At 56.6% G+C, this 15,770-nt stretch carries 11 protein-coding genes and 1 pseudogene; 6 read left to right on the forward strand and 6 right to left on the reverse strand.

From position 1 onward, the window contains the following. Window positions 1-394 precede the first annotated feature (394 nt). Both G7048_RS01170 and G7048_RS01175 read left to right on the forward strand, forming a co-directional pair. Entirely contained in the window at window positions 395-2,389 is a 1,995-nt protein-coding gene (locus G7048_RS01170) for a relaxase/mobilization nuclease and DUF3363 domain-containing protein (RefSeq protein WP_166066414.1), read from the forward strand. Between the two features lie 90 nt (window positions 2,390-2,479). Next, a pseudogene (locus G7048_RS01175) lies at window positions 2,480-3,091 on the forward strand (IS66 family transposase); the annotation flags it as partial. 220 nt (window positions 3,092-3,311) lie between these two features. Here the strand turns inward: G7048_RS01175 and G7048_RS01180 are convergent. The 5 genes from G7048_RS01180 to G7048_RS01200 are packed head-to-tail and all read right to left on the reverse strand — an operon-like array spanning window position 3,312 to window position 7,801. Further along, window positions 3,312-3,986, reverse strand: coding sequence for an SDR family NAD(P)-dependent oxidoreductase (locus G7048_RS01180; RefSeq protein WP_166066415.1), 675 nt, complete (start codon window positions 3,984-3,986; stop codon window positions 3,312-3,314). A gap of 1 nt (window position 3,987) precedes the next feature. Continuing rightward, complete coding sequence (locus G7048_RS01185) at window positions 3,988-4,800, reverse strand: SDR family NAD(P)-dependent oxidoreductase (RefSeq protein ID WP_166066416.1); 813 nt, start codon at window positions 4,798-4,800, stop codon at window positions 3,988-3,990. Further along, window positions 4,793-5,524 (reverse strand): SDR family NAD(P)-dependent oxidoreductase, encoded by a 732-nt coding sequence (locus tag G7048_RS01190; protein WP_166066417.1) that lies wholly within the window; start codon window positions 5,522-5,524, stop codon window positions 4,793-4,795. The genes G7048_RS01185 and G7048_RS01190 overlap by 8 nt, the downstream gene beginning before the upstream one ends. Before the next feature lie 49 nt (window positions 5,525-5,573). Then, window positions 5,574-6,863 carry an MFS transporter gene (locus tag G7048_RS01195; RefSeq protein WP_166066418.1) on the reverse strand — a complete coding sequence of 430 codons (1,290 nt, stop codon included), beginning with the start codon at window positions 6,861-6,863 and terminating at the stop codon, window positions 5,574-5,576. A gap of 35 nt (window positions 6,864-6,898) precedes the next feature. Next, window positions 6,899-7,801, reverse strand: coding sequence for an alpha/beta hydrolase (locus G7048_RS01200; RefSeq protein ID WP_166066419.1), 903 nt, complete (start codon window positions 7,799-7,801; stop codon window positions 6,899-6,901). Window positions 7,802-8,052: 251 nt separating this feature from the next. Between G7048_RS01200 and G7048_RS01205 the strand changes: the two genes are divergently transcribed. Together G7048_RS01205 and G7048_RS01210 are read left to right on the forward strand one after the other, a co-directional pair. After that, complete coding sequence (locus tag G7048_RS01205; protein WP_166066420.1) at window positions 8,053-8,985, forward strand: LysR family transcriptional regulator; 933 nt, start codon at window positions 8,053-8,055, stop codon at window positions 8,983-8,985. A 110-nt stretch (window positions 8,986-9,095) separates the two neighbouring features. Continuing rightward, window positions 9,096-9,479, forward strand: coding sequence for a carboxymuconolactone decarboxylase family protein (locus G7048_RS01210; protein ID WP_166066421.1), 384 nt, complete (start codon window positions 9,096-9,098; stop codon window positions 9,477-9,479). Between the two features lie 91 nt (window positions 9,480-9,570). Here the strand turns inward: G7048_RS01210 and G7048_RS01215 are convergent, their stop codons facing one another. Beyond that, window positions 9,571-10,197 (reverse strand): RHS repeat domain-containing protein, encoded by a 627-nt coding sequence (locus G7048_RS01215; protein WP_166066422.1) that lies wholly within the window; start codon window positions 10,195-10,197, stop codon window positions 9,571-9,573. A 588-nt stretch (window positions 10,198-10,785) separates the two neighbouring features. Between G7048_RS01215 and G7048_RS01220 the strand changes: the two genes are divergently transcribed. Then, window positions 10,786-11,580, forward strand: coding sequence for a helix-turn-helix transcriptional regulator (locus G7048_RS01220; protein ID WP_166066423.1), 795 nt, complete (start codon window positions 10,786-10,788; stop codon window positions 11,578-11,580). A gap of 559 nt (window positions 11,581-12,139) precedes the next feature. Then, complete coding sequence (locus G7048_RS01225) at window positions 12,140-15,763, forward strand: IPTL-CTERM sorting domain-containing protein (RefSeq protein ID WP_166066424.1); 3,624 nt, start codon at window positions 12,140-12,142, stop codon at window positions 15,761-15,763. Window positions 15,764-15,770: the final 7 nt, after the last annotated feature.

Below are 15,770 nucleotides of genomic sequence, written 5' to 3' on the forward strand. Positions count from 1 at the left end.
TCGCGGGTGGGTCTTTCCGGCTGCATGGGCTATGTCGCTGCGCATGGCGTGCCCGTGCCTCCGCACAGCCCTTCGTGCCGCCGTCCAACGTGCAGATGTCTTGCCTCGAACACGGTTGGCCTGTGGTCGTCGCAGTGTTCGCCAGGGCGCTGGCTGCATGTGCAGCAGCGCCACCGGGCCGCGATTGCCGGGAGCGCAAGCGGGAGGCAAATGCGGAAGGCAAGATTGAAGGGTGCGGCACCACGGTGCGCGCCAAGCCAGTCTGCACGTGGGTTTGGGGCGGCACACATCCAGGGGCGGTTGCGTGCCGCCAACAGCCCCACCGCCTTGCGGGCCTTGGGCGTACCGCGTGCCGCATTCGCCCGGGTGCGATGGGCTTGGCTGGAGTCTCGCCATGAGCAAGCGCAATTTCTCCGGCGAAGACGACCGTTTCCGCGTGCGGCCCGGCAAGCCGAAGCAGCGCGGCGATACTTTCATTGCGCAGGTATTGCGCCAGACCAGCAAGGCTGCTGGCGCCACAGGTGGCAGGCGTGGAATGGGTGGCAAGGCGGGGGGCAAGACCACCGGCAAGGCCCCCGGTTCGCGCTTGGGGCGCGGTCATGTCGCGGCGCGCTTCACGGGCCAGTCGCTGACTGCCGATTCACGCCGGGCCACGGTCAAGGTACGGCTGGTGTACTTGCAGCAGGCCAGCGGCAAATCCACTATTCAGCACCTGCGTTACATCGAGCGCGAAGGCGTGGATCGTCAGGGCGGACAAGGCCGGGCCTATGGCGCCATCACCGACGAGGCGGATACAGCCGCTTTCGAGGAACGCGGTCGGGGCGACCGCCACCAGTTTCGCTTCATCGTCTCGCCAGAGGATGCGGAACAGCTCGAAGACCTGCGCACCTACACCCGCCACCTGATGGCCCGCATGGAGGCCGACCTGGGCACCCGGCTGGACTGGGTGGCGGTGGATCACTGGAACACCGACAACCCGCACACCCATGTCGTGCTGCGCGGCAAGGACGATACGGGCAAAGACCTCATCATCTCGCAGGAGTACATCACCCGCGGGATGCGCGAGCGGGCGATGGAACTGGCGACCGAATGGCTGGGGCCGCGCACCGAGCTGGAGATCCAGCGCACCCTGGCCCGCGAGGTGGAGCAGGAGCGGTGGACTTCACTGGATCGAACCTTGCAACAGGAATCGGTGGATGGCCTGGTGAAGAGCGAGCGCTTCAACGATCCCAAGCTGCAACGACAACGCCTGCTGTTGGTCGGGCGGCTGCAACGGCTTCAGCGCATGGGCCTGGCGACCGAAACCCAGCCCGGCACCTGGGCCGTGCATACCGAGGCCGAGCCGACCCTGCGGGCCATGGGCGAGCGTGGCGACATCATCCGTACCATGCAGCGCGCGATGGGCGGCAAACAGCGTGACCTGGCTGTGTTCCAACCGGGTGAGGAAGGCCGCACCACGATTGGCCGGGTTGCCGGCAAGGGGCTGGCCGACGAACTGTACGACCGAGGTTATCTGGTGGTCGATGGCATCGACGGCAAGGCACACTACGTGGCGCTGCCGCCCAGGACGGAACTGGGGCAGTACCCGGTGGGTGCGGTGGTCGAGGTCAAGGGCTTCGCTGACATACGGGTAGCGGACAAGACCATCGCCGCGCTGGCCACCGATGGCCTGTACCGCACCGACCATCACCTCGCCATCGCGCAGGGGCAGGCCCACCAGGTCGAGCGCGATCCACAGGAGGTTGTCGCCGCCCATGTCCGCCGGCTTGAAGCCCTGCGCCGTGCTGGCATCGTGGAGCGCGTAGCCGAGGGGTTGTGGAAGGTGCCAAACGACCTGCCCGAACGTGGCCGCCAGTACGACGCGCAGCGCCTGGGTGGCGTGGCCGTGGAGCTGAAATCCCATCTGCCCATCGAGCGGCAGGCCCGCGTCATCGGCGCCACCTGGCTGGATCAGCAGTTGATCGGCGGCGGCAAGGGGCTGGGCGACCTGGGCTTTGGCAGCGAGGTCAAGGACACATTACAGAAGCGCGCCGACTTCCTGGCAGCGCAAGGGCTGGCCGAGCGGCGCGGGCAGCGTGTGATCCTGGCGCGCAACCTGCTGGGCACGCTGCGCAGCCGGGAACTGGCGCAGGCCGCCAAGGACATTGCCGCCGATACCGGCTTGGAGCATCGGCCTGTGGGCGACGGCCAGCGTGTGGCCGGTATCTACCGGCGCACCGTCATGCTCGCCAGCGGGCGTTACGCGATGCTTGATGACGGCAAGGGGTTCAGCCTGGTGCCGTGGAAGCCGGTGATCGAACAGCGATTGGGGCAACGGCTTGCCGCGACGGTACGCGGTGGTGGCGTGTCTTGGGAAATTGGGCGGCAGCGTGGGCCAGCAATCTCATGAGTACGCGGTTCATTCAAGTAATCAGCAATTCAACAGCAATATGCCCCTCTCTGCTTGACTTAGAGCACGCTCGAACCAGTGTATGCATCCGGCAAAGGCATCCCCACCGCGGGCCTGCTCGCGCATGTGCTGGTGGCCAAGTACGCAGACCATCTGCCGCTCAACCGTCAGGAAAGTATCTTTGGACGGGCGGGTCTGGCGATTCCTCACTCCACGCTGGCACAGTGGGTCGGCATCTGCGGCGTGCGCCTGCAACCGCTGGTCGATGCGCTGAAGGAAGAGATGCTCAAGAGCGCAGTCCTTCACGCTGACGAGACACCGGTGCAGATGCTCCAACCCGGCAAGGGCAGCACGCATCGGGCTTACCTCTGGGCTTACGCGAACACCACGTTCGACGACATGAAGGCGGTGATCTACGACTTCTGCGAATCCCGCGCTGGAGAGCATGCACGCAAGTTCCTCGGCAACTGGACAGGCAGCTTAGTCTGCGACGACTTCAGTGGCTACAAGCAAAGCTTTACGCAAGGCGGCATCACGGAAGCGGGATGTCTGGCCCACGCACGTCGCAAATTCTTCGACCTGCATGCAGCCAACAAAAGCCAGCTCGCTGAGTTTGCGCTCACGCAGATCGACAAGGTCTACGAGATCGAGCGACAGGCCAAAGAGCTCAGCATCGAAGATCGATTGGCAATGAGGCACAAGCACAGCGACAGGCGCATGTTGACTCTAACCCGTTATCCAACTTTCAGCTACGTCAACGACCGCTGACAAGCAGTTCCTTCACTTGCATCGTTGCAATCACACGCAGACTTCTCCAAGCAGAATTTGGTGAGTGCAGCTCCAACGATACACCAGGCATTACAGCAAGCCGGACTAAAGGACCTGCCCTTCGTGATTGAAGGGCATCTCTCAAAACGGGGAATCAATAGGTAGCACGCCCTCCCGAGATGTCATAAACAGCGCCCGTGGAAAAAGCGAGTTCATTGGAGGACAGCCAAGCCACCAACGCAGCAACCTCTTGTGCCGTACCCATGCGGCCCATTGGAATTTTTGATAGCGACCTTGCCTTGTTCTCATCAGACATATCGGAAATGATATCGGTCTCAATCAAACCGGGTGCGATGGCATTCACAAGAACTCCCGACCGAGCAAGCTCTTTTCCGAGAGACTTAGTTAGGGCTATGACGCCGCCTTTACTCGCTGAATAAGCACCTTGATTCTGGTTCCCTTCTTTGCCTGCAATGCTTGCTAGGTTCACGATTCGGCCCCAGCCATTGCGTGCCATGGAGCGCACCGCTCCGCGGCACATGTAGAACGTTCCGGATAGATTGATGTCGATGGTTCGCTGCCATGCTTCCGAGTCCGTTTCGGCTACGGGAGTGCTCGGGCCCGCAATACCTGCACTATTGACGAGCACATCGACACTGCCGATCCGATCAAAGAACGCATCTACCGCAGCGCTTGAGCTGACGTCAACATAAGCGTCAACATCGCCAGAAATGTCGATCCTTATGACTCTCAACCTTTCAGCAGTAAGTCGCTCAGCCACAGCGAAGCCAATTCCTTTCCCTGCGCCGGTAACGATTGCCGTTTTCATATTAAAGATTGCCTGTCATTTTGCCAATGCGCCAGTAAATGCCACCGCCCGTCATTCCACCATCTACAGGAATATCTGCCGCAGTAATAAATGACGAATCAGGCCCGAGGAGAAAAATCACAGCTCCCGCAATCTCAGTTGATGCCGCTCCCCTTGAGAGCAATGTAGCCTGACGGTTGCCTTCGTGGAAGGTCTTGGCTTGCTCAGCGTTATGCACAGCATTGGCCTTGTGAATCATTGCTGTCTCGACAAGGCCTGGGCATACAGTGTTGACTCGGATGTTGCGATCAGCCAGTTCCTGTGCTGCAGCGCGCGTCAATCCACGCAATGCCCACTTGCTTGCCGTGTACGCCGCACTGAAGTAGCCCGTTAATCCCGCTGTTGAGGATATGTTGACAATGGCACCACCGCTTGCCATCAGGGGGGACAAATAATGGATCGCAAAAAAAGCTCCATCCAGATTGACGCCAAGTACGCGGCGCCACTCTTCGGGATCGGTCTGGCCAACAGTCTTGCGCAGAGTAATCCCTGCGTTGTTGACTAGGCCGTGGATTTGCGTACCACTACTTTGGAGCTCAGCAGCCAGCGTAGCCCAAGCAGAGGAGTTTGCAACGTCCAAGCTTCTCAGGTTCAGTCGGCCTGAATCACTCGCACCATGGTCTTTCAGCTCGTTCCAGACAGGCAGGTCGGTTGCTGCAATGTCGATCGCCAGCACATTAGCCCCGAGGTCATACAGCGCCTTGGCTTCGGCGGCACCTTGTCCTTGTGCCGCGCCGGTCACTACGAAGGTCTTGTTCTGCCAAAATTTATGCATGAATGATGCCTCCATCAATGGTCAAGGTATGGCCGGTGACAAAGGAAGACATAGGGCTTACTAGATAGAGCACCCCCATAGCAATCTCCTCCGGCTCGCCAAGGCGCCCCAGGGGAGTTTTCCCTAAGTACTCGGCTTTGAGTGCTGCGTCGTCGTGCATCCAGCCGCTCATACGCGTGTTTATGTAGCCGGGAGCTATGGCATTGACTCGGACCCCTATCGGGCCGAACTCGACAGCCAAGCATTTGGTGGCGTGATGCACACCTGCCTTTGCCGAGGCGTAGTCGATGCAATTGGGACGCGCTTTCAGACCGGCATAGCTGGTCAAGTTCACAATGGCTCCCCCACCCGAGTTCTGCATGATCTGCGCTGCAGCTTGGCTGGCAAAGACGGCGGAACGCAGGTTCACGTCGAGAGAAAGGTTCCACGCTTGCTCGGTGAGATCTAAGGCGGTAGAGCGTTGCAACATGCCGGCATTGTTCACCCAGATGTGTAGTCCACCGCATTGCTGCAGAACCTCCTGAGCAACCTGCTGTATAGCGGCAGTGTCTGTGACATCTAGCTGGAGGAAGTCGGGGTGAGGTTCTTGAGGTGCCGTCAAATCCGTGGCAAACACACGCGCTCCATGTGCGCGCAGTGTGGAGACAACGGCTGCACCAATACCGCCGTTCGCTCCCGTCACTACAGCAATCTTTCCGGAAAGGTCAATGGGGTTGTTGATCATTTCTTTTGCGAATCCAATAGATAAATCGTCACGTTGCTATAACGTGTACTCACTTCTTCCAACTAGCGCTGACTTCCGCCAGATCCAGACCTGCAGTTTCACGAATCGTCAATCCGGCAACCACCGCCAGCAGGCCCAAAAACATCACATAGCCCACATAAACACCCTCGTATCCACTGCCTGCCAGATATGCATTCAGATAGGGTGCAGTACCACCAAAGACGGCTACCGATAAGGACGACACAAAGCCAACGCCTTGGGCGCGCGCTTGCGTAGGTACCTGTTCAGACAACACGGCTGGAAAGATGGAAGCCAGCAGAGACCATGCCCCGAGACCGAGAACCTGCGCCATAAACAGCGTGTGGGGTTCTGTATTCACCATCACAGAGACGGGGTATGTCAGGACGATGACGCCAAGCCCCCAGAGAGTCACCATCGGCTTGCGACCAAATCGGTCTGACATCCAGCCGCAAACCGGGAGCCAGAAGATACAGAGTACTTGAGCTGCCAAGCTGGCCCAGTAAGCGCGAGAGGGGTCCATGCCGCCGGCGATTGCTGTTGAAGGAGCGAACGTCACCCACGTGTAGTAAGCGACATTTGAAGCTGCTGCAAGCATGACAATGTTTCGTGCAACTGCCCACATCTCACGGGCAGACAGCCGAGGTGCCGGCACAGTGCTATCTTTCTTTTCCTCGAAGACATGAGACTCTTCGGCGCTGCGTCGCAACACTAATGCGTAAAGGCCCAGTATCCCGCCGATACCGAAGCCGATGCGCCAACCATAGGCATTCATTCCATCTGCCCCCAAAACGGAGGTCAGTGCTGCAGCAACGCCTGTGGCAGCCATCACGCCAATCGTCACACTGACAAAAACAGAACTAGACCACAAGCCACGCCGTTCTTTTGGTGCAATTTCGGCAATATAGGTATAGGAGACGCCTGTTTCTCCACCATGTGCAAGGCCCTGAAGCAGACGAAAAAAGAGGAGCAAGACAGAGGCCAAGACACCCACATCCTGATAGGCTGGGATCAGCGCGATGCCAATACTACTTAATGCCAGCAGCAGCATGGTGACCACCATCGTCACCTTGCGCCCAAGCCGGTCACCAAATCGCCCAAAAAGCCACCCTCCGGCTGGCCTGGCAACAAATCCAACTGCAAACACAGCGAGTGTTGAAAGAAGGGCAGAGCGGGGGTCGGTCTTATCAAACAGATTCCGGGCCAAGTACACCGAGAAGGTGCCATAGAGGGTCCAGTCAAACCATTCCAGCATGTTTCCAATGGCAGCGGCACGTAAGGATTTCAGCTTGCCTGCCAGCGTGTTTGTTGTCTCATTCATGTTATTCACTTAGCTTCTCTAAAAAAAGGAAGTACTTAGCCAAGGTGTTCCTCAAACCAGTCAGCTGCAGCCTTGCTCGTCTGGTCAAAGTGCTCCTGATAGACGGTGTAATGCCCCCCCTCGACCTCAAGGAGCTTCTTGGTGGTCTGCAGAGCCGCAAAAGCCTCCCGTTGAAGCCGATGCGGCGTGGTGATATCGTGGTTGGCAATAATCATCAGCACCGGGGTACGAGTGATTCGATATAGATAAGCACCAGGCTCGTAGTGCCGAGCAAGCTCGATGGATGCCAAAGTGGTGAAGTTCTTCCACTCCGGGCAGCGCTTTCTCTGCACTGTCATGTAGTCATGAGAGGCACTGTCTGGATAGCTGACTGGTTCTGCTGGATCAGCACTGACAGTCTTTTGAATTGTCCAGTCGGCCCCGGCAAACACTCCTTCACGATCTGCGATGAATGCTTTCCACTGCTCGTCCCATGCCTTGGGTGTCATGCGCCCCATGGCCGCGCGCCAGCCACTGATCGTTGGGACTTGAGAGACAACGCACGCGATGCGAGAGTCCATCGCTGCCACGCTCAGTGCATGGCCGCCTCCATAACTAGATCCCCAGATGCCGATGCGCATGCCATCGATTTCCGGCAGACTGCGCACAAAACTTACAGCTGCACGGAAATCTTCAATTTGGCGGTTCGGGTCAAGATGCTGCCGCGGTAGGCCTTCACTCTTCCCCAGGTTTCGGTAGTCAAACGTGAGTGCTGCAATGCCGCGAGCGACGATTGCCTTTGCGTAGTCCTCCAGGTCTCCTCCTGCAACCATGCCCCAGCCATGACCGAGCACCACGCATGGCAAGGGGCCCGTATCTTTACGTTCAGGCAGATAAAGGGAGCCGCGAATCTTCTCGCTGCCGACTTGATAACTAACTTGCTGACTTGTCCATGTCATCCGTCTTCCTTTCGTTCTTGGTGTTGTCGCTGCGACGAACTTTAGAAGCACCAGTTCGATCGATCAATGCAATTAATTCGATTGATCAATCGCTATAAGCGATCAATTGATATATGCTTCTGCGGAAAGGGACCTGGATCAAGGTCGGCGCCCGACGCAACCAAGGCTCCTCGTTCTTTACCTGAGATTCGCGATCCCCTTGTGCTATGTCATGATCAATTCACCGACTACACGAAGAGGACAACAGAAGTATGGATATACGCGCACTGGAAGTTCTTATCGCGCTAAGCGAGGAACTCCACTTCGGGCGGACAGCAGATCGTCTGGGAATGAGCCAGTCGACGGTATCTGAACACTTGCGCCGTCTGGAGAGAAGGATCGGTCACGCGTTATTTGATCGCACTAGCAGACGAGTGACGCTGACCCAAACCGGAGAGATCCTAGTCCACCGGTTGAGGGACCCTGTGCGAGCGATTCGTATGGCCATGCGAGAAGCAGAGCGTGACGGCTCGGAAGCGAAAGAATCGCTTCGCATAGGCTTTCTGGGTGGCGGCTTTTACGAGTTGTATAGGCCTTTAGTTGAACTCTACAAAGAAGAGGCGCCACTTATTAGGTTAGAGTTTGTAGAACTCAACTATGACACCCAGTTCACGGCCATTCTAAATGGGGATGTAGATATTGGGTTTTGTCGATTACCAGTCGGACTTCCTGGATTAGAGGCGGGACCTATCGTTATGTCTGATCCTCGGGTCGTCTGCATCAGCGCCAATCATCGACTAGCGGGAAGAACGCATATTGACGCAGAAGAACTATGCGGAGAAACAATTCTTCGGGTACCGTCCTTGAATACTGGGGTCAAGTGGGCCGAATACCACTTTCCACTGATGACGCCAGAGAGAAAGCCATTAAAGCCCGGCCCCATCATACGTACGGTGCGGGAGGGCATTGCCGCTGTGGTCGCCGATCAGGGGGTTTTTTTCCTCACAAAGCGTGCGGTGCAATATTACGCTACCCCACGAGTCACATATGTCGAAGTCAATCTTCCTCCGATCCAATCTGCTCTCGTATGGCGGCAAGGGGACAACCGTCTGTCAATCAATCAGCTGTGCCGATTACTACTGACGGCTGCAAAGGAAAATTTGCAAATACCAATCAGTCCGATGTCATCCTTAAATTCGATGTGACCTGTGTAGAAAACTCATAGTTAGACCGCATATAAAGCATTCACTAATTTGTGCTGTACGAACCTCAATGAAGCTTTAATTGCACAGCTTGAGTGCTTAGGAGGAACTCCTTGAACATCGAAAGCCACTACGAACGCGGACTCGCCAAACTGCGGGAGATCGACGGTGAGGCCGGAGAACGTGTGCCGGAAAGTCTGGATGGCATTGCCCCTGACTTTGCGCGCTACCTGATTGAACTCCCTTTCGGGGATATCTATTCCAGACCCGGCCTGGATCTGAAAAGCCGGGAGATCGCAGTTGTCGCCGCGCTTACCGCGCTGGGCAATGCAGCGCCCCAACTTAAGGTGCATATCCAGGGCGCCCTCAATGTGGGGGTGACACATGCGGAAGTGGTTGAAACCATCATGCAGATGGCGGTCTCTGCAGGATTCCCGGCCACTTTGAATGGGTTGACGGTGGCAAAAGAGGTATTTGCGCAGGGAGCAGGAAAATGAAACAGTCGATGATCCATATGGCAGTCGCCATCACCGTAGCAGGAGGCCAATTCTCTCAACCGAGCCTGTTTGCCCGCTCTACCGGCCTCACCTACGCCCTTTGCTGCAGCATCCCCACCTTCCCGCATAGCCTTGATCGACAGCCCCACTCCCCAGGAACTCCCGGCAAGGCCAGGGCCATGGTATCGGCCACCAGTCCGGCCGCATCCACCCCAGCCGCTGCCCAGTTGCCCTGCTTGAGGTTGTCCACCAAGCTCTTCGAACCCATGTACATCCCAGGCAGGGCCAACACAACATCCTCTGCCCACATGCCGTTGGGATCAACATACCGAACCGGGTTGTTGTTGCCAAACGCATAACGATTGAAGCTGTGCAGGTTCCCATCCTGGTAGTCCATCGGATCAATGCCCTGGAACCGCCCCACAGTCGGGTCGTAGTACCGTGCCCCGAAGTACTGCAGACCCGTGTTCGCGTTCTGCTCCTTGCCGTGAAACCACTGCGATTGCTGCGCGCTACCCGGATCGTTGACCCAGCGCTCGCCATAGGCGCGGTAGCTCTCCGTCCACACCACGGCGCCGGTGTCGTCAGTCGCCGCCAGCGGGCTGCCGCTAATGTCGCTATGCAGGTAGGTGACGATTTCTGTCGCTGCGCGGGCCGTGCCTGCTGCCAGCAGCATGGCCCCCAGGATCAGGGCCAGCAGAGCCTGCAGCAAAGCCATGTGCGGCCTGCTTGCTGTTTGCTAGGTGCGTTCATGAAGCCTCCAAATTCAGTGCGTTGTGCGGCTCTGCCGCGCTTGCTGGTTGCGAGCTGGCGGAAAGTGGCAAGTTATTTTTTAAAAAATACATCATCATAGAATATTTAGATTTTTATTTAACACCCCCTCAACATTGACCAATTGACTGAGAGGCATTCATCTTAAGACCAAGTAAATAAAATTAGCCATGTTGCCGAAGCAAATATATCAGCCGCAAGAAATTCCATAAATTGATTAAATTAATTTCATTTGGCAGTTATTTTGGGTTGAAAAAGCGCGAGACATTTATCTGTGATTTATTATTACTTGACCAATAAAGGCAAAAACAGGAAAGGATAGAGCATATCTAAAATCCCACTCACGAGATGCCAATTTCTAATTCCTTTTGTTGATATTCAACACGCAATAGGAGCGCCGACAGAATTACTTCTTGATAAATTTAAACTACCAACAAATCTTCACAACAAGGAAGATGATTTCGTTCCGTTAAGAAACTCAGTTCAATTTGTAGATTCGACTGCTCGGGCACAAGGTATTTTTGATTTTGGGCACATGGTGTCTCAAGGCATACGCTTTGAGCACCTAAGCAAAGTTTCCCGCGAGTTGATTTCCACTGCTCCCACCTTGTTTTGTGCGCTTCGCATTACCTGTGCGAGAGCCCATTTTGAAGATACTATTCTCTGTACACATTTAGAGCTTCACGGATCTTCATTGAGGGTTTGTACCCGGCTAAAAGGTACTACTGGACTGCAGCACCTTGAACATGCGCAATGGCTTCAAAACATTCTACCCATCGAGATAATTCGGCAGTTTATCAACCCAAAATGGGCTCCAGAGACGATCGCATTTGAGGCCCGCTACACCCCTAGCTTGGATGTACAAGCACAATGGCCTAAAACTCGATTTCTCTCAGGTCAACCAACCTCCTGGATAGATGTTCCGGTGAGATATTTAGGGCTTCCCCCGGCCGCCCTAAAGCTCGGCGCTGATTCAACAAGAATCAACGAGTTAAGCTCTTCATCTCAATTTATCGAGTCTTTGAAGATGATGTTGCCGGCTTATCTGGATGGAAAAATGCCGACAGTTGATGATGTTGCTGAAATGGCGAATATAAGCACCCGAAGCCTGCAGAGAATTTTGAGTGATCTTGGATCAGGGTATCGGGATATCTTAAATATAATAAAATTTGAGAGAGCTGCTCAATTATTGAAAGATACTGATATAAAAATTATCGATATCGCATTATCTCTGGGCTATTCTGATGCTGCGCATTTCACCCGTGCATTCAAGAAAATGACCGCCTCCTCGCCGTTGGAGTTTCGCATATTTAATCGCATATCCGAATAAAATATCGGTCAAGCGCTATGGGCAATCAAAATAGTCGCCCTTGCAGCAAAAATGACTAAGGTCGTTTCTGATAACTTTTAATATCAGATTTTTCAGAGGATGATAATTATTAAGTTGACTTGTTTTACAAAGATCCGGCGATCTGGCTATTGGCCACTTTTTGCGCTGGCTTCTTCATGGAAATCTTCAGGCGCCTACATTACGCGGTTGACCGCGAATAAGATACCACTAGAAGCTTAAAGCGGGAATCTCTGGTGACTTGTGGGTTGATCGCGGCGATCAATTGCCACCTGTCGCTAACGCGTAAAACCAATAACTAGAAAAGACATCATAAAAGCTTCCATGGAAATCCGCAAATGTCAACATTCATGCATCAATAAAAAATTGGCGGAATGTGGCAGGTAAAAATTTCTAAAACCTCCAGACTCTCAATAAGTTTTTGAAATTTGGCCGCTTGGCTTGACCAGATCTACGCCTTATTTTGAATTTATTGTTCAGAATTTGCTTGCACCTTGGAGATGACGCAAATTCTGGAGGTTTTCAAGAAAGAAAATTTTTAATGTCACAGCGATTGCGCGCCTATCTCGCTTTTGATTGTCCAGATTGGTCGTCGATGAGAGAGCAACACCCGCTTTCTTTTGTGCCAGCAATCACCTTGTATCGTCAGACTTCCGGCACCACTTGGCGCAATAGACTGGCATATGGCAGCATCGCCCTGGCGGCGTTGCTGGGCGGTGGTAGCGCTTGGGCACAATCGGCCGACTTGGTGCTATCTAATCACGTGGTCAGTCCAGATCCCGTGCCGGCTCAAGGTATCGCTACTATCACGATGACGGTGCAGAACAACGGCACCGATGCAGCCAACGGCATCAAGCTCACTGACACCATCCCCGCTGGCTCAACGTTTGTGAGCATGAGCGCTAGCGATGGCGGCATCTGCACCAATGTGGTGCCCTACGAATGCACCTGGGGATCTCTGCCTTTCCCCGGCACACGCACCGTCACACTGCGCGTGCGACTTCCCAGTGCGCAGGTATGGACGAACATGGCTGCGGTCACGTCCACCTCCACCGATCCAAACCAAGGTAACAACAGCCTGACCCGTAACATTACCGTGCAACAGGCGGCAGACTTGGCCATTACCGCCACCAGTTCGGCCGGAGGCACGATTGCCGCGGGCGCGCCGTATACCTACACGCTGAACGTCAACAACCTGGGCCCAGATCCCTTGCCAGTGGGCCAGTCACCTACGGTCACCTTTAACGTGCCGGCGGGTTCGTCTATCAGGTCGCGGCCCACCGGAGTGGGGTGGACCTGTCAACCCGCATCCGGGTACCCGCTGACCGATGAGCCCGGCGGCCCCGTGGGCGACGCGATTACCTGCACCCGCGACGACGGGTTGGCCACCGGTAACAGCTTTCCGCCAATCACCGTCAACGCCGTGGGCAACGTCACTGGCGCCGTTGATGCTGCCTTCGATGTGTCGTCTAACTATCTGGACGGTGATGGCAACAACAATCTCGCCACGGTAAGTCAGCCGCTCAGTGCTGGCACCGACATGAGCATCAAGAAGACCGTGGTTCTAGCTGCGGGCGGAGGCGGCACTCAGGCGTCGTTCACCCTGACCGCGCGCCAGGAAGGCGGGACCGCGCCCACCGGGGTGACCGTAACTGACTTGCTGCCCGCCGGATTCGCTTACGTGTCCTCCAACGGCGCCGCGCCCTGGAACTGCAATTTTGCGGACGGAGCACCCGTGGGATCCGCTGGCACGCTGACCTGTACCTACCCCGGTACCTACACCGGCGGCGCCTTCACCGACCTGCCTCCCATCACCTTGCTGGCCAATGTGACCGGCATCGGCGACATCCCGAACACGGGCCATGTGGCGGCTACCCCGCCCGACCCGACCGGAGGTAATAACACCAGCACCGTCATCGTAAACAACACGGCCGACTTGGGCATCACCAAGGCATCCAGCCTCAGTCCGGTGGTGACAGGTCAGAACTACGACTGGAACATCACGCTGCGCAACTATGGGCCCATGCCTCTGCTGACAGGCCAAGCGGTGACTGTGACCGAGACTATTCCGTCCGGTATGACACTTCGGGCGCTGCCTACCAGTGCCGGATGGCTTTGCTCCGTACCCGTTGGCACTACTCTGCCAGCTGCTGGCCTCGTCACGCTGACCTGCACTCATACGCGCTCAACGCCTCTGGCCATCAACAGCAACCTTCCCAATCTCGCCATACAGGTGGTGAATACGGCAGCGGGTTCACCACAAAACAACGTCTGTCTTGCGTTGAGCGGCAACGGCCCTACGGAAGCTGGCAACGGTCCCACCCAAGCCCCCGGCACGAATCCGGCCACCTTCGCGCGCAACTGCCACGGCGCCGGCGTTGCCGGCACAGATCCGTTGAATTCCAGCGATCTTCAGATCGTGAAGACTGTGGTGGGGCCGGACCCTGTGGTGGTCGGTCAACCCCTGACTTACCTCATTACGGCTACCAATCTGTCCGCTACCGTCAACGCGACCAACGTGCACATATACGACACGGTTAACAACCTGCTCTCCAGTAGCGGGGCACCAGGTCTGTTGTCTGTCACGCCTTCGGCTGGCTCGTGCACACCTAGTGCACCCGCCAACGTCGGATCAGCCAGCATAGATTGCACTTTGGGTACGCTGAATGCTGGCGCGTCTGCCACGGTCACCATCGTTGTGCGTCCCAACAACGCCACTGCCACTGACCTGACCCGTAACAACACGGCTACGGTCAATTCGCTGGATGTGGGGGATCCGAACCGGGGCAACAACACCTCGACCGTCACCAGCGTGGTGCAGCCGCGTGTGGACATGACCGTAAGCAAGACCGTCAATCCTACTCCGGTGCGCGTGGGCCAGCCCATGACGTACACGGTAACCGCCAACAACGGTGGACCGTCCATTGCGACCAACGTGCGTATCACCGACGTGATGCCACCTAATACCGCTTTCGTCAGCGCAAGCACACCGTCCAATGGCGGCACCTGCGGCACCGTGCCTACGATGGATTCCACGGGCCAGACGCTGCTGTGTACATGGGCGTCCGTGGAGCCGGGTGGCAACCGCACCGTGACCTTCACCGTCCGGCCTTTGCCGGCTGCGCTGGGCACCACTATCACCAACACGGTGACCGTGGCCACTGACAGCACCGAAACCAACCTGAATAACAACACGGGCACCATTCCCGCTCAGGTGATCGACTCGCTGGTAGACATCCTTGTGCAGAAGACTGACAGCGTGGACCCCGTGGTCTTGGGCGCGATGACCCGTTACACCGTCAATATCCGCAACGCCGGGCCGTCCTATGGCACCAACCTGGTGATGACGGACACCTTCCCTAATGTCGGCAACACCGCGCGCTTCAGCTACCAAGGCAACCTGACCGCCAGCGTGGCTGGTGTCGCAGTGGCTACGCCGACATGCACCGAGCCCGCCGTGGGTGCCACATCGGGCATTCTCACTTGCACTTTCCCGTCTCTTGCCGTAGGTGCAGACAAAGAGGTGGTGGTGCAATACGACATGCGGGCCGAGAGCATCGTCACTGCGGGGGACTACTCGGGCACGCAGGGTAACCATGTCGGTGTGAAGGTGGATGAGAACGAAGCAGAGATGGGTAACAACCAGGTGGATGAAGACACCACCACCCGCCGCGCGCCTATCGCTACCGACCTGGGCCTGACCAAGGACGTGGACAAGGCGACCATCACCGCTGGCGAGGAATTGGTCTACACCCTGACGGTGCGTAACAACGGCCCGCTGGAAAGCTTGGGCGCCCAGGTCATCGACACCTTGCCAGCCGGCATGAGTTTCGTCTCGTCTGCCGACGGTTGTGTGAACAGTGCCGGCACCGTGACTTGTGCCGTGGGTACCCTGCCTGTGAATGAAAGCCGCATCTTCCACTTCACGGCCAAGAGCGATGCATCCACTGCTGCCGGCACCACGTTGCTCAACACGGGACGCCTGGATGCGCCTGGAGACATCAACCTGAGCAACAACGAGGACGATGCCAAAACGGAAGTGCCCGGCAAGCCTCTGACGCCAACCCCGGTTCCGACTTTAGGCGCATGGGCCATGATATTGTTAATGATTGTGTTGGCCGGCTTGGGGGCCCAACGCCTGCGACGCCACGCTCCAAAACAATAGTCTTCGT

Source organism: Diaphorobacter sp. HDW4B (genome assembly GCF_011305535.1).
In the GTDB taxonomy this organism is placed as follows: Bacteria; Pseudomonadota; Gammaproteobacteria; order Burkholderiales; family Burkholderiaceae_C; genus Diaphorobacter_A.